This window comes from Pseudomonas sp. S35, from assembly GCF_009866765.1.
Taxonomy (GTDB): Bacteria; Pseudomonadota; Gammaproteobacteria; order Pseudomonadales; family Pseudomonadaceae; genus Aquipseudomonas.
Map to the genome: position 1 here is coordinate 6,362,346 of NZ_CP019431.1, position 21,205 is coordinate 6,383,550.

21 protein-coding genes and 2 pseudogenes are annotated in these 21,205 nt (G+C 49.4%); 9 read left to right on the top strand and 14 right to left on the bottom strand.

All coding sequences use genetic code 11. The annotated features are described in order from the left end of the window. The first annotated feature begins 3 nt into the window (after nucleotides 1–3). The 3 genes from PspS35_RS28880 to PspS35_RS28890 are packed head-to-tail and all read left to right on the top strand — an operon-like array spanning nucleotide 4 to nucleotide 2,314. A complete protein-coding gene (locus PspS35_RS28880; protein WP_159937787.1) occupies nucleotides 4–720 on the top strand; it encodes a DUF484 family protein in 717 nt (238 codons plus the stop codon). Between the two features lie 2 nt (nucleotides 721–722). Continuing rightward, nucleotides 723–1,622 carry a tyrosine recombinase XerC gene (xerC, locus tag PspS35_RS28885; RefSeq protein ID WP_159937788.1) on the top strand — a complete coding sequence of 300 codons (900 nt, stop codon included), beginning with the start codon at nucleotides 723–725 and terminating at the stop codon, nucleotides 1,620–1,622. Beyond that, entirely contained in the window at nucleotides 1,619–2,314 is a 696-nt protein-coding gene (locus PspS35_RS28890) for an HAD family hydrolase (protein WP_159937789.1), read from the top strand. The genes xerC and PspS35_RS28890 overlap by 4 nt, the downstream gene beginning before the upstream one ends. 91 nt (nucleotides 2,315–2,405) lie before the next feature. On the opposite strand, the gene sutA is transcribed toward PspS35_RS28890, so the two are convergent. From sutA to glnK, 4 genes are all read right to left on the bottom strand, one after another. Continuing rightward, on the bottom strand, nucleotides 2,406–2,732 hold the full coding sequence (gene sutA / locus PspS35_RS28895) for a transcriptional regulator SutA (protein ID WP_159937790.1): 327 nt from the start codon (nucleotides 2,730–2,732) through the stop codon (nucleotides 2,406–2,408). Between the two features lie 102 nt (nucleotides 2,733–2,834). Then, nucleotides 2,835–3,260: a secondary thiamine-phosphate synthase enzyme YjbQ gene (locus tag PspS35_RS28900; RefSeq protein WP_159937791.1), complete on the bottom strand. Its 426-nt coding sequence runs from the start codon at nucleotides 3,258–3,260 to the stop codon at nucleotides 2,835–2,837. A 210-nt stretch (nucleotides 3,261–3,470) separates the two neighbouring features. Beyond that, entirely contained in the window at nucleotides 3,471–4,808 is a 1,338-nt protein-coding gene (locus PspS35_RS28905) for an ammonium transporter (RefSeq protein WP_112192747.1), read from the bottom strand. Between the two features lie 34 nt (nucleotides 4,809–4,842). Then, complete coding sequence (glnK, locus tag PspS35_RS28910; protein ID WP_002555808.1) at nucleotides 4,843–5,181, bottom strand: P-II family nitrogen regulator; 339 nt, start codon at nucleotides 5,179–5,181, stop codon at nucleotides 4,843–4,845. 421 nt (nucleotides 5,182–5,602) lie between these two features. Between glnK and PspS35_RS28915 the strand changes: the two genes are divergently transcribed. The 3 genes and pseudogenes from PspS35_RS28915 (at nucleotide 5,603) to PspS35_RS28925 (ending at nucleotide 7,947) form a co-directional block, all read left to right on the top strand. Beyond that, complete coding sequence (locus tag PspS35_RS28915) at nucleotides 5,603–5,863, top strand: accessory factor UbiK family protein (protein WP_159937792.1); 261 nt, start codon at nucleotides 5,603–5,605, stop codon at nucleotides 5,861–5,863. A gap of 225 nt (nucleotides 5,864–6,088) precedes the next feature. Further along, nucleotides 6,089–6,730, top strand: a pseudogene (locus tag PspS35_RS28920) (magnesium chelatase domain-containing protein); the annotation flags it as partial. A 284-nt stretch (nucleotides 6,731–7,014) separates the two neighbouring features. Beyond that, a complete protein-coding gene (locus PspS35_RS28925; protein WP_159937793.1) occupies nucleotides 7,015–7,947 on the top strand; it encodes an Abi family protein in 933 nt (310 codons plus the stop codon). 691 nt (nucleotides 7,948–8,638) lie between these two features. Here PspS35_RS28925 and PspS35_RS28930 read toward each other — a convergent pair. Beyond that, entirely contained in the window at nucleotides 8,639–9,358 is a 720-nt protein-coding gene (locus tag PspS35_RS28930; protein ID WP_159937794.1) for a hypothetical protein, read from the bottom strand. A gap of 324 nt (nucleotides 9,359–9,682) precedes the next feature. On the opposite strand from PspS35_RS28930, the gene PspS35_RS28935 reads away from it, so the two are divergent. Then, nucleotides 9,683–10,522 (top strand): hypothetical protein, encoded by an 840-nt coding sequence (locus PspS35_RS28935; protein WP_159937795.1) that lies wholly within the window; start codon nucleotides 9,683–9,685, stop codon nucleotides 10,520–10,522. After that, a complete protein-coding gene (locus PspS35_RS28940) occupies nucleotides 10,519–10,746 on the top strand; it encodes a hypothetical protein (protein ID WP_159937796.1) in 228 nt (75 codons plus the stop codon). The genes PspS35_RS28935 and PspS35_RS28940 overlap by 4 nt, the downstream gene beginning before the upstream one ends. Before the next feature lie 7 nt (nucleotides 10,747–10,753). On the opposite strand, the gene PspS35_RS28945 is transcribed toward PspS35_RS28940, so the two are convergent. Then, on the bottom strand, nucleotides 10,754–12,517 hold the full coding sequence (locus PspS35_RS28945) for a recombinase family protein (protein ID WP_159937797.1): 1,764 nt from the start codon (nucleotides 12,515–12,517) through the stop codon (nucleotides 10,754–10,756). A 59-nt stretch (nucleotides 12,518–12,576) separates the two neighbouring features. Between PspS35_RS28945 and PspS35_RS28950 the strand changes: the two are divergent. After that, nucleotides 12,577–13,437 (top strand): annotated as a pseudogene (locus PspS35_RS28950) (YifB family Mg chelatase-like AAA ATPase); the annotation flags it as partial. Between the two features lie 118 nt (nucleotides 13,438–13,555). On the opposite strand, the gene PspS35_RS28955 reads toward PspS35_RS28950, so the two are convergent. The 8 genes from PspS35_RS28955 to PspS35_RS28990 all read right to left on the bottom strand — a co-directional run bounded on the left by PspS35_RS28955 (nucleotide 13,556) and on the right by PspS35_RS28990 (nucleotide 20,775). Continuing rightward, nucleotides 13,556–14,467 (bottom strand): LysR family transcriptional regulator, encoded by a 912-nt coding sequence (locus PspS35_RS28955; RefSeq protein ID WP_159937798.1) that lies wholly within the window; start codon nucleotides 14,465–14,467, stop codon nucleotides 13,556–13,558. A gap of 241 nt (nucleotides 14,468–14,708) precedes the next feature. Continuing rightward, nucleotides 14,709–15,575: a DMT family transporter gene (locus PspS35_RS28960; protein ID WP_159937799.1), complete on the bottom strand. Its 867-nt coding sequence runs from the start codon at nucleotides 15,573–15,575 to the stop codon at nucleotides 14,709–14,711. A gap of 84 nt (nucleotides 15,576–15,659) precedes the next feature. Continuing rightward, on the bottom strand, nucleotides 15,660–16,913 hold the full coding sequence (locus tag PspS35_RS28965) for a cation:proton antiporter (RefSeq protein ID WP_159937800.1): 1,254 nt from the start codon (nucleotides 16,911–16,913) through the stop codon (nucleotides 15,660–15,662). 76 nt (nucleotides 16,914–16,989) lie between these two features. Further along, nucleotides 16,990–18,063, bottom strand: coding sequence for an ATP-grasp domain-containing protein (locus PspS35_RS28970; protein ID WP_159937801.1), 1,074 nt, complete (start codon nucleotides 18,061–18,063; stop codon nucleotides 16,990–16,992). Nucleotides 18,064–18,224: 161 nt separating this feature from the next. Further along, nucleotides 18,225–19,097, bottom strand: a complete 873-nt coding sequence (locus PspS35_RS28975) for an iron-containing redox enzyme family protein (protein WP_159937802.1) — start codon at nucleotides 19,095–19,097, stop codon at nucleotides 18,225–18,227. A 10-nt stretch (nucleotides 19,098–19,107) separates the two neighbouring features. Then, nucleotides 19,108–19,551, bottom strand: a complete 444-nt coding sequence (locus PspS35_RS28980; RefSeq protein WP_159937803.1) for a DUF3291 domain-containing protein — start codon at nucleotides 19,549–19,551, stop codon at nucleotides 19,108–19,110. Between the two features lie 6 nt (nucleotides 19,552–19,557). After that, a complete protein-coding gene (locus tag PspS35_RS28985; protein WP_159937804.1) occupies nucleotides 19,558–20,007 on the bottom strand; it encodes a VOC family protein in 450 nt (149 codons plus the stop codon). A gap of 21 nt (nucleotides 20,008–20,028) precedes the next feature. Then, a complete protein-coding gene (locus tag PspS35_RS28990; protein WP_159937805.1) occupies nucleotides 20,029–20,775 on the bottom strand; it encodes an ArpA protein in 747 nt (248 codons plus the stop codon). Nucleotides 20,776–21,205 lie beyond the last annotated feature (430 nt).

The window sequence follows — 21,205 nt, forward strand, 5'->3', positions numbered from 1 at the left end:
CTAATGACCGATAAGCCTCAAGTACCCGCACCCGCAACCCCGAGCGAAAGTCTGGAGGCCGCTGCTGTCGCGGCGTACCTTGAGGCGAACCCGGACTTCTTCGTCGAGCACGAAGAACTGCTGCCGGCGCTGCGCATCCCCCACCAGCGCGGCGACACCGTGTCGCTGGTGGAGCGCCAGATGAAGATCCTGCGCGAGCGCAATATCGAGATGCGTCACAAGCTCTCGCATCTGATGGACGTGGCCCGCGACAACGACCGCCTGTTCGACAAGACCCGTCGCCTGATTCTGGCGCTGATGGATGCCACCAGCCTGGAAGAAACCGTGATCGCGGTGGAAGACAGCCTGCGCCAGGACTTCCAGGTGCCGTTTGTCAGCCTGATCCTGTTCAGCGACAACCCGATGCCGGTAGGTCGTTGGGTCAGCGGCAGCGACGCGCAAACTGCAATTGGCGGCCTGCTCTGCGAAGGCAAGACCATCAGCGGCACCTTGCGCGAGCATGAGTTGGACTTCCTGTTTGGTGCCGAACAGCGCAAACAGATCGGCTCCACCGCCGTCGTCGCCCTCACCTATCAAGGTTTGCACGGCGTACTGGCCATCGCCAGCCGCGATCCTGCGCACTATAAAAGCTCGGTGGGTACGCTGTTCCTGACCTACATCGCCGAAGTGCTGGGCCGCGTTCTACCGCGCTTCACCACTGCCCTGCGCGCGGTGCGCTAGCGATGGAACGGCAACTGGACGCTTACTGCGCTCACCTGCGCAACGAGCGCCAGGTGTCGCCCCATACGCTGGAGGCTTACCGGCGGGACTTGAACAAGGTCCTGGCGTACTGCGAAAAACAGCAGGTCACCAGTTGGAAAGCCCTGGACATCCAGAGCCTGCGCAGTCTGATCGCACGCCTGCACCAGCAAGGTCAGTCCTCGCGCAGCCTGTCACGCCTGCTGTCGGCGGTGCGGGGGCTCTATCACTACCTCAACCGCGAAGGCCTGTGCGACCACGACCCCGCCAATGGCCTGTCTCCACCCAAAGGAGAGCGGCGCCTGCCCAAGACCCTGGACACTGACCGCGCCCTGCAATTGCTGGACGGTGCCGTGGAGGATGACTTTCTCGCCCATCGCGATCAGGCCATCCTCGAATTGTTCTATTCCTCAGGCCTGCGCCTGTCGGAACTGACCGGCCTGAACCTCGACCAACTGGACCTGGCAGACGGCTTGGTGCAAGTGCTGGGCAAGGGCAGCAAGACCCGCGTGTTGCCGGTGGGCAGAAAGGCCCGCGAAGCCCTGCAACTGTGGTTGCCACTCAGGGCGCTGGCCAACCCGGCGGATGATGCGGTATTTATCAGCCAGCAAGGCCGGCGCCTCGGGCCACGGGCGATACAAATAAGGGTCAAGACCGCCGGCGAGCGCGAACTGGGCCAGAACCTGCACCCGCATATGCTGCGGCACTCGTTTGCCAGTCATATGCTGGAGTCATCCCAGGACCTGCGCGCCGTGCAAGAGCTGCTCGGCCACTCCGATATCAAGACCACGCAGATCTACACCCATCTGGACTTCCAACACCTGGCAACGGTGTACGACAGCGCCCATCCACGGGCCAAACGCATCAAGGGCGGCGACTCATGAGTATCAAGCTGATCACTTTCGACCTGGACGACACGCTCTGGGATAACGTGCCGGTCATCATCAGCGCTGAAGCGTCGATGCGTGAATGGCTGGCGGTCAATGCTTCCAAGGTAGGCGACTTGCCCCTGGAGCATTTCGCCAGCCTGCGCCAACAGGTGTTGCAGCGTCACCCGGAGCTCAAACACCGCATCAGCGTGCTGCGCCACCGGGTGCTGATGCACGCCTTCGAGGAGGCCGGATACCCACAGCCACAAGCCACGGAGATGGCCGATGTGTGCTTCGAGGCCTTCATCCACGCACGTCACCAGCTCACCGTATTTCCCGAAGCCGAACCGATGTTGCAGGCGCTGCGCCAGCACTTCCTGCTGGGGGTGATCACCAACGGCAACGCGGATGTGCAGCGCGTCGGCCTGGCGGACTATTTCCACTTTGCCTTGCGTGCGGAGGATATCGGCATCGCCAAGCCGGATGCGCGATTGTTCGAGGCAGCGTTGCAACGCGGTGGCGTCGATGCCAGTGCGGCGGTGCACGTCGGCGATCACCCAGGGGATGACATTGCCGGAGCCCAGCAGGCCGGGCTTCGCGCGGTGTGGTTCAACCCGACGGACAAAGCATGGGAAGCAGACAAGCGCCCGGATGCGCAGATTCGCAGTCTGACCGAGCTACCGGAATTGCTCCGCAAGTGGCAGTAACACATTGGGATAACCACAAGGTTCCAATAAATCATCAGGCATGAAAAAGCCCGCAGCGACGGCGGGCTTTTTTACAAGCAGGAAGCAGACCTCAGATAGGTCGGCTGCCGTACTTGTTATCCGGCTTCTTCGGTGGGTCGGCCACCACGTTAGCCTCGACTTCCTGCACTTTGCCGCCTTTAGCGAGGAACTCTTCCATCGCGCGGGCCAGGGCATCACGCTCTTTGTTCTTGGCTTCAACGCTCGGCAATTCATCTACCGAAACAGCCGCCTTGGCTTTACCTTTGGCAGCCGGGGCAGGCGCATCATCGCCACCGTCGTCTTCAGCAACGTCATCAGCCGCCGCTTCAAGACCTTCTTCGGTGTCGTCTTCGTCACCTACTTCGAGTTCGTCGTTTTCCAGATCATCGTCGCTCATGTTCTACCTCATGACTTGCGAAAAGCAGATTAGTTATAGCCCAGCTTTACCCTCTGTCGAGGCCACCGGGAAAAAATCAACATCCACTGGATAACCAGTGGCTTATGCCCCATCACCGTGCAAGGTGGCGAGGACTTTACGGGCACCGCCGTGATCACGGTGCTCGCCCAGATAAACCCCTTGCCAGGTCCCCATCGCCAAGCGGCCGGCCCTTACCGGCAAACTCAGCTGGCAGCCCAGGAGACTGGCCTTGAAGTGCGCCGGCAGGTCGTCCGGACCTTCGTCGTTGTGCTCGAACCCGGTGCGGCCTTGCGGCACCAGCGAGTTGAAAAAACGCTCGAAGTCACGGCGAACCGCCGGGTCGGCATTCTCGTTGACGGTCAACGACGCCGAGGTGTGCTGCAACCACAGGTGCAACAGGCCCACACGACACGCCTTCAGTTCAGGCAAGCCGGCAAGCAACTCATCGGTCACCAGGTGAAAGCCCCGGGGCTTGGCCCGCAGGGTAATCAGGGTCTGTTGCCACATACAGTTCTCCGCCCATCGGCGCGCATTCTAGCGCGCTCTGGGAAAAAACAAAGTATCGAATATGCCTACATGCCTGTAAGACATTCGCACGCTGAAAAACGCCATGGGCGCCTCACCCCAAACTCAGCGCAAAAACCGGCACAGCGTGTTACGACTGACAAACATCAGACAAAAAAATGCCCGGCAAGCCGGGCATTTTTTTACGCATACTTACAAGTTGTAGCCGCGTTCGTTGTGTTGTGCCAGGTCGAGGCCGACAGCCTCTTCCTCTTCGGTGACACGCAGGCCCATGACCATGTCGAGCACCTTGAGGATGACGTAGGTGACGATCGCCGTGTAGATCACGGTGAAGCCGACACCTTTGCACTGGATCCAGACTTGAGCCGCGATATCGGTCACGGTGCCGAAGCCGCCCAATGCAGGGGCTGCAAATACACCGGTGAGGATGGCACCGACGATGCCGCCGATACCGTGCACGCCGAATGCGTCCAGGGAGTCGTCATAGCCCAGCTTGCGCTTGAGGCTGGTCGCGCAGAAGAAGCAGACCACACCGGCCACCAAGCCGATCACCAGGGCGCCCATCGGGCCAACAGTGCCGGCAGCCGGAGTAACGGCTACCAGGCCTGCGACCACACCCGAGGCGATACCCAGTGCGCTTGGTTTGCCGTGAGTGATCCACTCGGCGAACATCCAGCCCAGCGCGGCGGCGGCGGTGGCGATCTGAGTCACCAGCATCGCCATGCCGGCAGTGCCGTTGGCCGCAGCAGCGGAGCCGGCGTTGAAGCCAAACCAGCCGATCCACAGCATTGCCGCGCCCACCAGGGTGTAACCCAGGTTGTGCGGGGCCATCGGGGTGGTCGGGAAGCCTTTACGCTTGCCGAGCACGATGCACGCCACCAGGCCAGCCACACCGGCGTTGATGTGCACCACGGTGCCGCCGGCGAAGTCCAGCACGCCCCAGTCCCACATCAGGCCGCCGTTGCCGCTCCAGACCATGTGCGCGATCGGCGCATAGACCAGGGTGAACCAGATGCCCATGAAGATCAGCATCGCAGAGAACTTCATACGCTCGGCGAAGGCACCGACGATCAGCGCCGGGGTGATGATCGCGAAGGTCATCTGGAAGGTGATGAACACGGCTTCAGGGAACAACGCCGCAGGCCCGGTGATGCTGGCCGGGGTCACGCCCGCCAGGAACGCCTTGCCCATGCCGCCGAAGAAGGAGTTGAAGTTGACCACACCCTGTTCCATACCGGTGGTATCGAACGCAATGCTGTAGCCGTAGACGACCCACAGGATGCTGATCAGGCCGGTGATGGCGAAGCACTGCATCATCACCGACAGAATATTCTTGGAGCGGACCATGCCGCCGTAGAACAGCGCCAAGCCGGGGATGGTCATGAACAGCACCAATGCGGTGGCGGTCAGCATCCAGGCGGTGTCGCCGGAGTTGAGGACTGGAGCAGCCACTTCGTCTGCCGCCATGGCCAGGCTTGGCATTACGATGGACAACAGGGCTCCGAGCCCTGCGAATTTACGCAGAGTCATATTGTTTTCTCCTGGGGCGTTGGGGTTTGGCGGCTTAGATTGCGTCGGTATCGGTTTCGCCGGTACGGATGCGAATAGCCTGTTCCAGATTGACCACGAAGATCTTGCCGTCACCGATCTTGCCGGTGTTGGCAGCCTTGGTTATCGCCTCGATAACCCGGTCAAGATCCTTGTCGTCAATGGCGACATCAATCTTCACCTTCGGCAGGAAATCGACGACGTATTCAGCGCCGCGATACAGCTCGGTGTGACCCTTCTGCCGACCGAAGCCCTTGACCTCAGTAACGGTAATGCCCTGCACGCCGATCTCGGACAACGACTCGCGTACATCGTCCAACTTGAACGGCTTGATGATGGCAGTGACTAGCTTCATGAAAACTCTCTCCCGAATTGGTGGACTTGCCCCAGGAAAACAAACCCGTCTCAAGTCTAAGCGCAGTGCCTGGCTTTGTAACGCGTCGTCGCAAGGGCAATTGCCATTGCGGCGCCAGCTAACCACTGGTGACGAAACCTGTACCCCTGATCCGTCGGCGCACTGCATTCGTCACAGCGACTGCATCAGTGCATGGGTCATGATCGTCTAAGCAGAAACCTTGCCAGCTCCGTAAAAATCACTGAAATCAGTCCTTTGTCCACTTAACCCCACCCGCCGGGCCAGTTGGCGACCGCAATGCGCACGAAAACGGTGCGCCTTCGCCCAGCCTGATGCGCGAAAAGCGTGCGCGGCAGGCCGTGAAAAAGACTATAGACGCTGCGTGATACACTGCCCGCCAACAGTTTCCGGAATACTTCCCATGCTCGCGCCCAAAGACCTCCTCGACGCCCTGAGCGGCCACGCCTCTCGCCTGTTCAGCGGTGACACCGCGCTGCCGCGCAATGAAATCGAAAGCCAATTCAAGGCCTTGCTGCAAAGCGGCTTCAGCAAACTCGACCTGGTGAGCCGGGAAGAATTCGACAGCCAGATGGTGGTGCTCGCCCGCACGCGTGCGCGGCTGGAGAGCCTGGAGGCGAAGGTGGCAGAGTTGGAAGCGCGGCTGACCAACACTGCCGAGTAACTGAGGCAACTCGGTCAAAATGTGGGAGCGGGCTTGCTCGCGAATGCGCTGGATCAGTCAGCATCTTCGTGTCTGACAGACTGCATTCGCGAGCAAGCCCGCTCCCACATTTGTTTTGCGCTGCACCTCGGATACGTTCTGTAAAACCTCCCCCACGCTGCACTCCCCCACCTCATCTACCCTTGAAAAACCGCAGGAAGCGGCCGCCCATTTCAAGGAACGAGCATGTCCCTCGCCATCGTCCACAGCCGCGCCCAGATCGGCGTCGAAGCCCCTGCCGTCACCGTCGAAGTGCATATGGCCAATGGCTTGCCGTCCCTCACACTGGTGGGTTTGCCCGAAACCGCCGTCAAGGAAAGCAAAGACCGCGTGCGCAGCGCCATCCTCAACTCGGCCCTGCAATACCCCGCGCGCCGCATCACCCTCAACCTCGCGCCCGCCGACCTGCCCAAGGACGGCGGGCGTTTTGATCTGGCGATTGCCCTGGGGATCCTCGCCGCCAGCGTGCAGGTGCCAGCGTTGATGCTCGATGACATTGAATGCCTGGGTGAGTTGGCGTTGTCCGGTGAAGTGCGTGCGGTGAAAGGCGTGCTACCGGCGGCTTTGGCGGCGCGCAAGGCCGGGCGCACCGTGATAGTGCCTCGGGCGAATGCCGAGGAGGCGTGCCTGGCGTCGGGGTTGAAGGTGATTGCGGTAGACCACTTGTTGCAAGTGGTGGCGCACCTCAATGGGCACGTGCCGATTGAGCCCTACAAGTCCGATGGTTTGCTGTACCTGAACAAACCCTACCCAGACTTGAGCGAAGTGCAGGGCCAACTGTCGGCAAAGCGCGCCCTGCTGATCGCCGCAGCGGGTGCGCATAACCTGTTCTTTTAAGCAACCATTAGACCCCATAAAAATCAGATCAAGGACTCAGAGTTGCTGGGTTAACGCAACGGGCTGGACTGCAAAATGTTCCCATTTAGCGTCATTTCCTTGCAAAACCCGCGAAAAGGAGAAAAGCTATGATCATAGGGGCAGAATGCTGGCCACAAACAAATCTGAATCCAAGGAAAGGGTTGACAAGCCTGTTTTTTGTGATAGATTGAATCCCAACAACGCCCGATACGTCCTTTAACAAGGAAGTCATTGGGCTTTTTTTTGGCAAAAAAATGAGCTATTCAGAATACCTCAAGCCGCACATCGACCCAGTGGGGCTCATCCCCTTCCTCCAAGCCAAAGGTTTAACTGTCACTGACCCAAATCAAGCACAGTCAACTTTAGAGAATATCAATTACTTTAGATTTAAAATTTACCTTTGGCCATTCTACGACGAGGTCAATTCTTGCTATGAAGCAGGATCAACTTTTGAACATGGCGTAGAAATTTATAGATTTGATGAAGAACTGAGAAATTTTTTATTTTCTATCATTGGCCGCATAGAGATTAAACTGCGAACTAAAGTTGACCAAGTAGTAACTGCACATACAGGAAACCCGTTTTGGTATCTGGACGATGCACTTTTCGAAACCAATATAAACTCGGTAAGGTCTGGGCTTGCTTCTCAGTTCCAACAGTCTAGAATCCCATTCGCTCTACATTTCAAATCGACCTATTACAACAAAACCAACCCTGACTTCAAGCAACTCCCTCCGTTTTGGACAATCTCCGAACTGACAACTTTTGGGAATATAAAAACATTTTATAGTAGCTTGAAGAAAAATTTATTTGGAGCACCACCAAACAACAAGCTCGATCTATTGGCTAAAGAATTTGGTGCTCGAAACCTTAAAAATCTAAACAATTGGATTACGTTAATTAGAGATATTCGGAACGTATGTGCCCACCACAATCGGGCTTGGAACGGAAACTATCGAGAACCGGTGGAAATCACTAACCTGTTCTCACCACATTATTTGCCATCTCACCCAAACAGAATATATCATTTTTTGGGGCTGCTACACGTCATCAATAAGTCACTGAATTTAAACATAGCTATATGTCAGTTCGTAGTCGACCTTACAAACAAATATCCAGCAATAAAAGGGAAGCTAAGTTCGGCAGGATTTCCAACTGACTGGGAGTTGGACCCTTTTTGGACTTAAAGACCTAGGTCGCCAAAGGTGCGGGGACTTGTACCCGTGCATTTGGGGGCCGGGTAGGTTCTTATGTGAAGGCAGGGGTCGCGTGCGTGTGTCTTGAAAACCCTAAGGGGTTTTCGCTTTGCTCTTAACTCTCAGCATTGCCGCGAAGCGGCTTCGCCTTTCTCGGCAAAGCTGCTCCTTCCTACCAAATCAGCAAAAAACGAAAATTTCGTTCACTGAGTTCTCAGAATAGAGCCTTTGCCGAATGAGGGCAGCGAGTCCCTTTCTCGGATTTAGGTCGAAATACACTCTCGCCTAAATTTTGAACACTTTATGCCTGTGTAGTGCGGCATCTGGCACCCTGTTCAACACTGTTTCCAGCGGCTTGCGGGCTGATAACCAATTCCTTGCCAGTTCCCCGTTGTAGGATCTTGCTTCGCGTAGTCCAACTATCTCCTGAAAAGGCTGGTTCGGCCTATTCCTAAACTACGGAAGGGCTAATACTGATTTTATAGTTATTGATTATTTTTCGGCAGAAGGTCTTGAAATAAAGTCTTGAGGTGATATAACTTTAATTACGTTGAACTGCTGTCATCAGTATCAACCCGAAGCCCAAATGGTTCTGCCATTTGGGCTTCACTGTTTATAGCAACTTACCATTTCAATTCAAAAAGTCAAACCCTAGGCAATAAAAGCTTTTAGCTTTAGATGTTTACAAAGTATTATTAAAAATATTGGTTTCAACAGCTTTGCCTTCCAATAGTTTAATTAATTCATCTATTTGGGCTGCTTGAACCGAACCAAAATCGATCTCATCGAAGAGCTTGGCAGCATTTAGCTTTACATGCTCGGGCACTGCTATTGATGACCTCAAGAACTCTAGTGCTTCTGCCTTTGCTTTTTCAGGGGAAATATTCAGTTCAAGTAGACCCTCGATTCTCAAATGACTTAATGTGGCCCTACCTATTGCAGGGTCTGCCTTTTCGATTATATCAAGTAGATAAAGGCCGAAAGCCTGCCTCTTCGATTTTCCTGACTCATTCGATATTTCTTGCTGAACAATTAGTAAAGGGAGTCCGTCCTCTGCAATGTGAGCTGATGAACTAATATCTGCCCCCCTATGAACCACGCTGTTTCTCAATTCTTTAAGGTACAGATAGTTGGCTTCTCCTTTTCCATTGGAGTCAAAATCCAAAGCCTCATACAGAATAGCCTTATATCGTTCGTGTGCTTTAGAGTCGGGCCCTTTGAAATCCTTAGCGAGAATTTCCGTTGCCGCCAGTAAGTTTGCGAGATACTGAGAGTAGTTAACTCTCAAATCTTTCTGGTCAGCTACCGAAAGCGGGCAGCGTATTCGAAGTGCATTTTTTATGGCTAGATTTTTTGCTTCGAAATACCATTTTATTCCTGATATGGCCTCTAATGCGTCCATGTGTAGCCTCCATTGAATACGGTAGCCAAGCTACACTGGAGTTTATTTTCAGGTCAAATGGATTTTTGCTTTAGCGGGTCTCGGGTCGCAGACCTGAGCAAGTAGGAAGGTTGCCGATAGGCCAACCGTCAACTCCGGAGGAGTTGTCCTATCTTGAATTGCTTTTATTTTTTGACAGATACCCATTTACAAATGAAAAATATATGTTATTCATTTATATGAACAACATATATTTTGAACATGGCGAATAATTTAAGGAACTGGTTTGTACGTAGTGAAAGAGTTAAGGGCAGGCACGCCGGAGTTATCAAATACGGAAAATATTTGACTGATCCGAATCATCCGAATCACAAAGGCAAAACAAGAGAGATAATTCCGATTTATGGGACGGTAGAAAGTTTCGTCAATGAGTGTGCTGGTGAAAGTGTAAGGCTTGATTTGACTAACTCGAAGAGTAAGGGCGGACGCCCTGTCGAGAGTTATGCCCAAAGTTTTAACTTTGTGTTACCCCCAACTGTTCACAAACCAAGCAAAGAACAATGGAAGGCTGTTTTTAAAGATGTTATGTCTTCGATAGCTGAAAAAATAGGGTTAACATCAACCTCGCAACTTAAAGGCAAAGTTTTTGCAAATGTGCATGACCAAGATAACCCGCACCTTAACGTAATGGTTTCAAGGGTTATCGACGGCAAGGCCATAGCGAACCTTGACCAAAAGGCTGTGATTGGAGTCGCCAAGCGTTCGTTTACTGCCTCCGTGTTGAAACATTGCGGTTTAGACGTTTCTTCTTATACGCCGCTACAAACTAATCTGGGGAAGCGACAAGCAAACTGGCAGTTGCAGCAAAGAGCCGCTGAGAAAGCGACCAAGGATCAGGAGAAAGCAACAAAAAATGTTATTGAACGGTTAGAAGATGAAATAGAAAATGCAAAAGAGTTACAAAGGCTTACGGCGATGCTTCAAAATCAAGTTTTTAAATGGATGGACGCTGTAGAGCAACAAGATAAAAAGCAGGAAGCTAGACAAGGAAACAGAATAAACAACACAATAAATAAAATTAACGACCTGAACATTGACCCTGAAACCGCTGTTCTTTTGGATAGCGTAGTTCAGCAGGCAGAAAACAAGGTCGGCAAGAAAATCACTATAGGAGCAAAAATATGAACAAGAATGAAATAGATACAGTTAAAAATTATTTAATCAGTAGGCTTACCGAAATTAACGCTGAAATATGGGAGCGGGCCGGCAAAAAAAATCACCAAGCACGAAGTTTGAGCGACGATGAAAAATGGAAAAACGAGGTACGCTCATCAACCCTCAATACAATTGCTTACGCATTAGAAAGAGAGCTTGATTCATTAGCAGAATTAAGTATAAAAGGGGCATAAAGCCCCGTTATAACCCTACTTTAAGCGGAACAATAGCAAATCCTGCGTCGCTGTGTTTCTGTTTTTTTTGCTCGTCTGTCAGATTGAACCACTCGGCTATTTCTGCAAGGTCTTTCTCTCGTTCCTCGCCTTCGGCTTTTGGTGGAATATTTCCATACATACCGCCTTCATGAAGAAAACGGCGAACCCCACTTTTAAAGTTTATTTCAACTGTTCTATCTATAAAATCAATTTTAATATCTTGGATAATTAACCGCAAACGCTCATTGATTTTTGACCTAACTTCAAAAACTGTTTGTTCATCTTCGGTACAGCTTAGATGCCGTAAGCTTTCGATATCCTTATCTATATCGGTTTTTTGCTGCTCTAATGCTTGATAAATTTTCGACTCAATGTCTTTCCTTTGAGTGGTCAACTCCTCTAGTCGCTGTTCACTCTCGATAGTCATCGACCTTTCCAAGTCGCTGACTTTGCCACGCAATCGCTTAAAGTCTGCCCTAAAATTAGCGAGCATCTCTTGCGTCTCACTGGCTTCCGATTCAATCTCATACTTTTTATTAACCAGCTCATCAACCTTATTATCTTCACTCAAAATACTCTTAATATCAGCCTCAGCCAAAAAAGTTAAGAGCTTTGTTTCGACTGCCTCATAAGGCCATGCCCTGTAACCACAGCCGCCATGTTTGGCACGATAGCATACTAAATATTTACCCCCCTTACTCTTGTTTGAACCTTTGTTAATATGGGTAGCAGTAGCCCCGCATATCGAGCAATGGGCCAACTTCGTGAAAAGATTGCTAAACTTCTTCCCTTTATTCCCCTGCCCCGCCTCCGCTCGTCCCTTCCTTTTTTCCTGAACACGCCGATAGAGTTCCGGGCTTATAATCTGAGGGAAATAGTTAGAAATTTCCGATCCATGATTTATCCGACGCCTCCGATTATCTTCCAGCTTCTCCCAAGTCATTGGCTGGTAGTAGCCCATCACCGCTCTGCTATCGAGAATTTTTTTGATATATGACGGCTGCCAAAAATCACCATAGTTCGGATTTTTTCTTGAGTTTTCTCGTGTAAATGTAGGAATTCCTCTTTCGGTTAACAGTCTCGCTGTAGCAATGGCCCCGACGTTATTATCCGAAAGTCGGTATATTTCCCTCACCACGTCAACCCGTTCAGATATTGCTTCGATGGATCTGATTGTAGAACCATGTTCAATGGTTTTAAGTGCACGGAGCCATAACGGAAGTCGTGATGTGGCTACTTCGCCGGTCTGTGAGGCTCTTAGCTTTTTACCGTTCCAAGCCTCTCGAACTCGCCTGCCCTTTTCCTTACTCTCGATAAAACCCCGCTGAAGCTCACCAATGGCAATATATAACTGAGTGATGTCTTCGCCCTGCTTATAAATTTGACTGCTAGCAGTGATGGCAATTTTTATGCCCTTGTTCAACAGGTCAAGAATAATAGGGAGACTTTCCATTGGATCAAGCCGTGTAATGCGGTTAATTGCCTCCACCGCGAGATAATCCCCTCTCTTGACTACTCCACTATCAACTGCGTCTAAAAACGTCTTAAATCTCCCTTTTAAGATGTTCTTGCCGGTATAACCGGATACACCGAGGTCGTTCAGGTCAAGACTTGTATCAATCACCGCTCCTTCAGCGATGATTTCAGGGCGTGCTGCAAAGCTATCGATCAAATCTTGCTGCCGCCGCAGGCTATCGCCCTTGCGTTGCTCTTCGCTACTGAATCGTATGTAAGGCCATATCTTAGGCATCGTTCCTCTCCCTTTGCCGCATTCTGACGCTTCTTTGGGTTAGGGTCTAATGGTGTATGAATTCCTTGTTCAGCGGCCCACCGGGCACCGGCAAGACCTTGCTCGCCAGTCGCCTGCCCGGCCTGTTGCCCCCCTTGAGCGAACAGGAAGCTCTTGAGGTGGCGGCGATCCAGTCCGTCGTCAGCCTCGCGCCGCTGAGCCATTGGCCACACCGGCCGTTTCGCCAGCCACACCACTCTGCGTCAGGGCCGGCGCTGGTGGGCGGCGGCTCGAAACCACAGCCTGGGGAAATCACCCTGGCTCACCATGGCGTGCTGTTCCTCGATGAGCTGCCGGAGTTTGATCGCAAGGTGCTGGAGGTTTTGCGCGAACCGCTGGAGTCGGGGCATATCGTAATTTCCCGCGCCCGCGACCGCGTAAGTTTCCCGGCACGCTTTCAACTGGTGGCGGCGATGAATCCCTGCCCTTGCGGCTATATGGGTGAACCTAGCGGGCGCTGTCGCTGTACACCGGAGCAGATCCAACGCTATCGCAACAAACTGTCCGGACCGTTGCTGGATCGGATTGATCTGCACCTGACCGTGGCGCGCGAGGCTACTGCGCTCAACCCCTCCCGACAGGCCAGTGACACTACCGCGCAAGCGTCCGCCCAAGTCGCACAAGCCCGTGAGCGTCAGCAACAGCGCCAAGGTTGTGCCAATGCGTTTCTCGATCTGCCGCGGCTGCGTGAACACTGCCAGTTGGCGAAAGCCGATGAAAGCTGGCTGGAGGACGCGTGTGAGCGGCTGACGCTATCCCTACGCGCAGCCCACCGGCTGCTCAAGGTCGCGCGTACTCTGGCAGACCTTGAGCATGTGGAAGGCATCGCTCGCCATCATTTGGCGGAGGCCCTGCAGTACCGACCAGCAACCTCCACCTGAGACCCTATACACAACTTGACCTGTTACCTGTCAGATATAATTGCAATCCCGTGGTCTACTACACATAGATTAAGAATTTTCCAGAAAAAGCACGAATTCAACAGTAAACACATAAAAATCAGCGAACGATCCCATAAAAGTTCGCAATTAAATAATCAACCAAAACCTTCAACTTTTTCGAGCCATACTTATTAGGCTTATATAATAACCACGCCATACCTTGAGAACTGCCGATATATCTCCAGTTTGGCAAAATAGCAATCAGCCGCCCCGCACTCAGATCTGACTCTGTAGCGGCACTAGGTAAGCATGCTATTCCCAAACCATTTAGCGTCGCCTTGAGGACCGCTTCAATATCATTCGAGCAATAGCGCCCGCTGATCATCACTTCAGATTTTTCGTGCTCATTAGCGAATTCCCACCGCTTGTCTCCTGAGCTGTCAGCAATTGCGATACAGCTATGCGTCGACAATTCAGAGGGGTGATTTGGAACTCCGTAAAAATTGATATACTCCGGCGTTGCACACACTATAAAATCTACATTGAAGAGTTTTCTAGCGACCAACCCCAAAGGTGGCGCATCAGTTATTCCTATACTTAAATCAATCCCATCAGAAACCAAATCTTCTTCAACACCATCAAAAATAAACTGAACGTTTATTTTTGGAAACTTTCGCAAAAACTCTGGCATAAGCTGATTAAGAGTGTTGTTCATCATTTTGGGGGCAGAGATCTTTATCAGACCCTGCGGCTGCCCAAGCTCTTCTTTCAGATCAAATACTCTCGACGAAAAATCAAGCAAATCCTTACAATGGTAATAAACTTTCACACCATCAGAATTTACTTTTAGATGTCGTGTACTACGCTCAATTAAGCGCAGAGACAAAATCCCCTCCAACTTTGAAATTTGCCGACTAACAGCAGAAGCAGATACCCCTAGCTTTTCCGATGCCTCAATAAAACTACCTGTTTCCACTACAACTGCGAATGCAGCCATGTAGGGGAGCATATCGACATAATCCTTATGCATATAGCTTCTCGCTTCACTATGAAAACGTCATATTATTTTAAATCACCAACCTTGAGGCTCGTGATTACTTTCATATCCGCAACCATACTTTCGCTAAAACCAACTGTGCGCATCGCAACACTAAAAACAAGCCAGAAAATGAAATCTCTTAAAAAGCAAGACCTCGATGGATTAGTATTTCAATGAATGAATACCATCCCTACAGCAAGAGACTCAACATACAATAACTTTAACCGTTTAATCAATTAAACATATGCAAAATTATGGCCCCCATCAACACAAGTACAACACCGAGTACCTGCCACCCTCGCAGCAGTTCCTTGAGGAACAAACAACCTAATATTGCAGCTATTCCACCCGAAAGCGTGCTGATTACGGTAACAATAGAAACTGAACCATTAATAGCGCCCCAAGAAAAAGCGGAAAACCCACCTAAATTTAGCAAACTAGCTATGACTAACAAGCCTATATTTTTTCGGGGTGGCAATTTGAGACCCGCACTCAATTTAATCACTATAAAAAACAGCGCGAATAGACCTACGGCATAACCCAGCCATAGCATTGTAACTGGACCTAATATAGGAAGCGCATATTTCCCTTGTATCCAAAAACTTGTACCGTACAGAATCGCTGCTACAAGACCAAAAAGAATCGACACTTTATTTCTGCGATTTGTCTTCACATCAACATCCACATGAATGCTTGTAAGCAGGACCCCGACGACACAGATTAGAATACCAACGAACTGACTAAGAACAATAACATCTCCACTAGCCCAAGCTAGCGCAGTGGTAAATACACCATAAGAGGTTATCAACGGTGCAACAACCGCGGTCTTCCCGACTGCAAACGCTTTAGAGAGTGCTAAAGCACCTGCTACGGTGCATATCGCAGCAGCTAGCCCCGCGCCCCAAATTACCAAGGGCGCTGACAGCGACTTGATAAAATAGAGTGGGTAAAGCAACAATAGGATGCTCATCAACACAAAGCCTAATGCCTGACCAAAAAAAACAGCCCTTTTTACGCCAACAGCACGGGCATTTAACCCTACAAGGAAATCAGTCCCCCCCCAAAACAATGCAGCAACAAGCCCCATCATCACATCCATAACCGTAGTCCCCTTCCTACTTCTTTAAATTATTTTTATATAATTGGCAGAAAGTAGTCTAGGACCGATAAAAAAGTCAACTTCTCACTTTATCCCTTTTATTTGTACATCAGCGCCCCCCCCGTATAACTTCGCAAAAAATTTCAGCAGCGGAGGAGTCATCACAATCGATAAAAGTGCGACAATTAGGAAAATTCCGTAGGCCTTTTCCGATAAAACCCCCAGCTGCAATCCGATACTCAAAATTACAAGTTCGACGAGTCCTTTCGTATTCATCAGTAAGCCGACCTCCATAGCTATAGTCGGGCTCAGCCCGCAGATTCGACCGCCTAAATAAGTACCCACCACTTTTCCGAAAAAACCACCGACCGCAAAAATACTTAGCCATAACCAAGTATCAAATTGTGAAAAATAGTCAAAACTGACCCGAAGCCCAGAATAAGCAAAAAATAAAGGTATGAAAAACACATGCGCAAAACTCCCAACTGTTCGCCTCCAAGTATGCTCAAGCCCAGGAACCTTGCAAAATACATATGCCGCAATTACCACACCTATGGCTTGATGGAATCCTAATTTTGAGGTTACCTCAGCGCTCACCAAACAATAACAAATCGCAAAAACTAACTGCATGCTCTTATTTCTCTGAGCCGCTCGCTCACGATACAAAAGGGAGATTAGAGGACGAATCACGTAAAAGGAAAACCCACAAAACGCAATTAAACTCAATGTATTTATCAGCACCCCAACAATATTTGTTTTTTCAGCAGTATAAAAAGCAACTAAAAAGGCTACTCCGACCCAAGCAAATACGTCCGTGTAGATTGCGCTAGATAACGCAATAGAAGCCGTCGACACAGATATATGTCTCAAGTGATTAATTATTCTGATTAATACTGGCAACGCTGTAACTGATAACGCAAGACCACAGAAAAATACGTACGGCCAAAAAGCGATATCAGGCGCTACACTTTCCTTGGAGATGGTTGCAATTAGACATCCAATCAGGAACGTTAATGAGACTCCGAATAGGGTGATGACAAAGGGTATCAATCTAGTATGACGTATTTTTTCAGCATGCATAAACGGCGTATGCCATACTACCTCGAACATTAGGAGCACCAGTCCCAAGTCCGCAAGGACCTTTAAATCCTCCAAAGAGTCAGTGAAAAATACTACGGCGTGCCCCTGGGGCCAAAGGACACCAAATACTGACCCCCCCAATAACAAGCCAGCACTAATTTCTCCTATCATCCGGCTTTGTCCGACCTTCTCCGCTAATCGCCCTAACACAAGAGAAAAAATAAGGATTAGAGAGACTTGCACCATCCAACTAGCCATTCTGTTGCCCTACATAAAGTCGCCGCGATGGAATATGGGCATTACTATTCTGAGCGAATTGCCTCTAAACTGAATACTAACGGCAATGCAGCCGCATAACGCCATGCACTAGTTTCGAGTGCTCTTCGAGAACATTTTGATTTTCATGCATTAAATACACAAATCCCCATGTGGATAAAAAATCTTGGGTATCCTGAACAAGATCTCCAGCCTTTACCAACACATCGATATTGACCAACGAGGAAAGCTCTTTGACTTCATCAATACCTGAAACTGAAATAACTTCTCCTACACTCACATTAACAAGACAACAAATACAAAAATGTTTTTTATAGTTAACACCTTTGAAATCACCTATAAAGCGCCCTAGAAAAACATCAAGATTGAGGCTATACCAATTCAATCCAGTGCATTGCTCTGCAATAGCGGGCACATTAGCCCCAGGAAGCCGCCCGTTTTGTTCAATAATAACCCATCCATCTACGGAGTTTTTAAACTCGATGTCATTAATCCCATAGTCTACCTCTAAGGCCTCATTGATTTTTCTTATATATTTGAATGCATGCCTTGCCTGCGAACTCAAGGTTGATAGGGATCGAATATTTTTGTACACGCTGGGATTGTTACCAACTCGGATTTTTTCGTACTCCGCAAAACATAATATATTTTTCTTTTTATATTTTCCGAAATTCGCTGTAGCCATGAAATACTCAGGCCCTTCAATGAACGTTTCAATTAGAGCACCTCTCTCCTCTTGTATATAACCCTCATGCGCCGATTCGATCGCCGCGACTGCCTTAAAGACATCAGCTCGACTATGACAAATTTTAACATTTTTGCTCCCCGTCCCCTGGCAAGGTTTCACTACGGCTGGGTACTTAAACTCAACAGAATCACACTTGAGTAGTTGATCCAGCGAAACTTCTGTAGAGATAGTTGCTGGAACGCTATTGGCATGCAGGCGATGCTTCATTGCGAGTTTGTTGGTCCTCGCTTGCCGCGTTGCGACCGGATTACCAATCAGACCGAAATATTGAGCCAGTTCATCACTCAACTTAAGAGCAGAGTCAGACCCTGGTAAAATGGCCTTAACATTAAGGTCCAAAAGCCTTTCGATTGCTTCAGAAAAATCGTAGGCCTTAACAGTCATCTCGAACCCATCGCAACTGTGCAATCTGTCGAGCATCCCGGGGAATCGGTCTCTCGTAACAAGCGCCACCGAACGAAAACCTTTCTTTGTTATCTCAGTTCCGTATCGCCTAGCGGAGCTGACAGGATCAATGACTACTATAGATTGGAGCGTCTTCATACTCAGATACCCCGCATGGCTTCGTACATATACTTATAATATTTAACCGCAACGTTGTAGCGAATCATAACTCCAATTGCCAACTCCTGGATTACCTCCGCGCCAGTTTGTGAATAGTGCTGCAACACTGTTTCAAACCAAGCTTCGCTATGACGAGTATCGATACCGATATGAGCCTTGTGATAAGCGATAACCTCGCGAGGTAAACTCAATCGCTCGAGTGCGTGTGTTGTAGCGCCAAATCGAGCTGGCGCCGATCCTTCGACCAATCCCATAGCTCCTATCAACCGAACGTTAAATTCTCGACGAACTGCCCACATTAGGAGTATATTCCCATTCATCAAACACTCTTTAGAAGCCACTCCTAAACTAACATCTGTCCGCGCTAAAACCTGACGCATATAAGCAGAAGATATTTTGAACATAGACGTATGGACAAAATCGAAGTTTCCGTTCCCCATCTCATCCCAATAGTTCTCTCCTGCTACCATTTTACAATGCACTGGCATCCCTACCTGCACAATGGCCATCAGATCATCAAAGGAGCCATCCACCATTTCCTCCATACAAATGTAAAATGCAACCTGCTCCAATGTCGCGCTATACTTTATATAATCAACAAAAAAGGCAATTTCTTCATTAATACCTTTTTCTCGATTCAAGTACCACTTTAAAAACCCCTCCTTTGTTTTGGGAAGACTTTGAATATCCAATCTATCTTCTTCTGCAGCAGTCCACTCACTTTCTATTCGCTCTATCACTCTCCGTAATGCATGCAAGTGTGGGCCCTGGCCTACCAAGTCCGCGGGATCACTCAAGAGCGCTCGATAATAATCGGCTAAATATTGCTGGCCTTCTCGACTTTCACAGTTCATATATAGGCTCCTAATAGATTACGGCAGGGAGTGTGCTTGACTTAAGATCAAATGCTTGTAAGGAAGGGCCGATTTCGTAAAGTAGCGTCATTTTTTCATGTGCCTCTTCCAATGTTGGAAAATGGTTATTATCAACCCACCACAACACCACACGAGGCCCTCTTAAAGGCAAGAACCACTCTGGTCCTCGTCGACGAAACTCATCATGGGGCGTTCGATATAAAAAATCTTTTAAGGCCTCAGGATCTTTCCACAATGAAAGTGTATAGAGATAACCTTCACCCCATAGTTCATCCAGTCGCTTTTGATCTTCGTTACTCTCTCGCCATATAAAACCCGGATGACGCTCAGCTAGTCCGTTTACATACTGGGTCGACGAGTAAAACCCTTCCATACGCGGATCATCCTTTGAAAATCTAGGTTTAACTAAATCGAACTGTGCAAGAATAGCCATTAACGCTCACTCCCATACCTGTATTTCGATGATGTTTCTGTCTGGATCTCTCACATAGACAAAGGTACAAACGCCCACGCCCTCCACAACCTGACTTACCAACTTTCCGAGCATCCAACCGCCCTCGCGAATAACTTTTAAGCATACTTCATTCAAGTCCGACACCTCGAAAGCAATATGCGTTAACCCCTTAGAATTCGCGTATGAGATCTCACGTTCTTTAATCTTGCGATACTGAAATATTTCCAACGTTGGACCTTCTGCACCACAACCTGGAAGCCTCAAATGCACGCCCTCAATTTGCGCACTCTCGACGTTGGTTCCTCCTGACAGACTTTTCCCTGACAGAAAACGCTGCGGCCCGACTTGCTCACATCCAAATACCTTCTTATAAAAATTTGCAAGTCGCCTCCAGTTGGGCGTGACCAAGTTGGTGTGACTGTATTTTATGCTCATCTTTTGATCCTGATACGAAGATCAATCCCTGAAAACAAAAGTCTCATGTTCTACATGACGCTCTTTATCACGCGCACGTTCCCATGTAGTGTTTAAAATTATACGTACCACATCCTGAGTTAATGGCTTTACACGATGCAGCGTTGTATCTGCCTTTAAAAGATATACGTCTCCCGTCACATGAAAGTATGAGTCGATAGTATTTTCTACCAACAGACGTTCTATTCTGGAATTCTTCTTATCCCAGTTCGTGTGCGGCACACACTCTAGCAATCCTCCAGATTCTATACTTGGGGCTTCTACGACCCAAATAATTGTGTACGGATAGTCTCCCCAGTGCCATCCATGTGTATCTCCCGCTTTATGTTGACTATTAATGATATAGTTATCCCATCTCCACGGTGTAGGGATGACCTCCTCCTTCACAATACTTCGAATCAAACTCAACAAATATTTTGATTTATAGGCAGTCGGGATATATTTTCCAAACTTTTCAATATCATCGCGAGTGACATTACTCAGATAACGCGGCGTATTGCCAGTTGATTCGATCAGAAGATCACGCCGTTTTGAATGATTAGCCAATAAGCATTTCACGTCGGTGATGATTTCATCTCGTACCATCGGATCAATCAAATGATTAATCTTCAAATAACCATCCCGAGCAAATCGGTGCTGCTCCCAAAACATGTCGTGACCGGTATAGGGTTCACTATTAAGAATATCCATCTGCACTTGATTGATATCAAACGATCTAGATTCACTCATCAGATTTATATCTCCGGGTAAGACATCAGTACAACCGTATTAAGCTCAAATGGATCCTATCCAATTTCAACTACCGGATAAATGACAGCCGAGCATTTCAGTCATGCTCGAAACGAGGGAATTAGAAACACTTCTGAAAAATCGCACCCGCACAATCATTACGCATGGTTGAACGTCACGGTAAGAGCGGCTTGGCCCTCTGTTACGTCAAAGCACAGTTATGTATCGCGGACACTTTTCCCGACAAGAAAGTTTGCGTACAAAGGCAAAACCATACCCGTATGGTTGGTTTGGTTGGCTGAGAATAATAGATATGCGGCCCCTAATAACCTCATCCGGTGTCGCTTCTGCCCAATATTCGACCAAGAATCTGAGCAATAGGACAAACGTATGATGAGTCTCGAACACCCACACACTCACATATACCTTC

What these genes read in the sequence shown, in the direction of transcription:
- PspS35_RS28880 (WP_159937787.1), top strand. Translation starts at nt 4, where the DNA reads ATGACCGATAAGCCTCAAGTACCCGCACCCGCAACCCCGAGCGAAAGT.
- xerC (WP_159937788.1), top strand. Translation starts at nt 723, where the DNA reads ATGGAACGGCAACTGGACGCTTACTGCGCTCACCTGCGCAACGAGCGC.
- PspS35_RS28890 (WP_159937789.1), top strand. Translation starts at nt 1,619, where the DNA reads ATGAGTATCAAGCTGATCACTTTCGACCTGGACGACACGCTCTGGGAT.
- sutA (WP_159937790.1), bottom strand. Translation starts at nt 2,732, where the DNA reads ATGAGCGACGATGATCTGGAAAACGACGAACTCGAAGTAGGTGACGAA.
- PspS35_RS28900 (WP_159937791.1), bottom strand. Translation starts at nt 3,260, where the DNA reads ATGTGGCAACAGACCCTGATTACCCTGCGGGCCAAGCCCCGGGGCTTT.
- PspS35_RS28905 (WP_112192747.1), bottom strand. Translation starts at nt 4,808, where the DNA reads ATGACTCTGCGTAAATTCGCAGGGCTCGGAGCCCTGTTGTCCATCGTA.
- glnK (WP_002555808.1), bottom strand. Translation starts at nt 5,181, where the DNA reads ATGAAGCTAGTCACTGCCATCATCAAGCCGTTCAAGTTGGACGATGTA.
- PspS35_RS28915 (WP_159937792.1), top strand. Translation starts at nt 5,603, where the DNA reads ATGCTCGCGCCCAAAGACCTCCTCGACGCCCTGAGCGGCCACGCCTCT.
- PspS35_RS28925 (WP_159937793.1), top strand. Translation starts at nt 7,015, where the DNA reads ATGAGCTATTCAGAATACCTCAAGCCGCACATCGACCCAGTGGGGCTC.
- PspS35_RS28930 (WP_159937794.1), bottom strand. Translation starts at nt 9,358, where the DNA reads ATGGACGCATTAGAGGCCATATCAGGAATAAAATGGTATTTCGAAGCA.
- PspS35_RS28940 (WP_159937796.1), top strand. Translation starts at nt 10,519, where the DNA reads ATGAACAAGAATGAAATAGATACAGTTAAAAATTATTTAATCAGTAGG.
- PspS35_RS28945 (WP_159937797.1), bottom strand. Translation starts at nt 12,517, where the DNA reads ATGCCTAAGATATGGCCTTACATACGATTCAGTAGCGAAGAGCAACGC.
- PspS35_RS28955 (WP_159937798.1), bottom strand. Translation starts at nt 14,467, where the DNA reads ATGCATAAGGATTATGTCGATATGCTCCCCTACATGGCTGCATTCGCA.
- PspS35_RS28960 (WP_159937799.1), bottom strand. Translation starts at nt 15,575, where the DNA reads ATGGATGTGATGATGGGGCTTGTTGCTGCATTGTTTTGGGGGGGGACT.
- PspS35_RS28965 (WP_159937800.1), bottom strand. Translation starts at nt 16,913, where the DNA reads ATGGCTAGTTGGATGGTGCAAGTCTCTCTAATCCTTATTTTTTCTCTT.
- PspS35_RS28970 (WP_159937801.1), bottom strand. Translation starts at nt 18,063, where the DNA reads ATGACTGTTAAGGCCTACGATTTTTCTGAAGCAATCGAAAGGCTTTTG.
- PspS35_RS28975 (WP_159937802.1), bottom strand. Translation starts at nt 19,097, where the DNA reads ATGAACTGTGAAAGTCGAGAAGGCCAGCAATATTTAGCCGATTATTAT.
- PspS35_RS28980 (WP_159937803.1), bottom strand. Translation starts at nt 19,551, where the DNA reads ATGGCTATTCTTGCACAGTTCGATTTAGTTAAACCTAGATTTTCAAAG.
- PspS35_RS28985 (WP_159937804.1), bottom strand. Translation starts at nt 20,007, where the DNA reads ATGAGCATAAAATACAGTCACACCAACTTGGTCACGCCCAACTGGAGG.
- PspS35_RS28990 (WP_159937805.1), bottom strand. Translation starts at nt 20,775, where the DNA reads ATGAGTGAATCTAGATCGTTTGATATCAATCAAGTGCAGATGGATATT.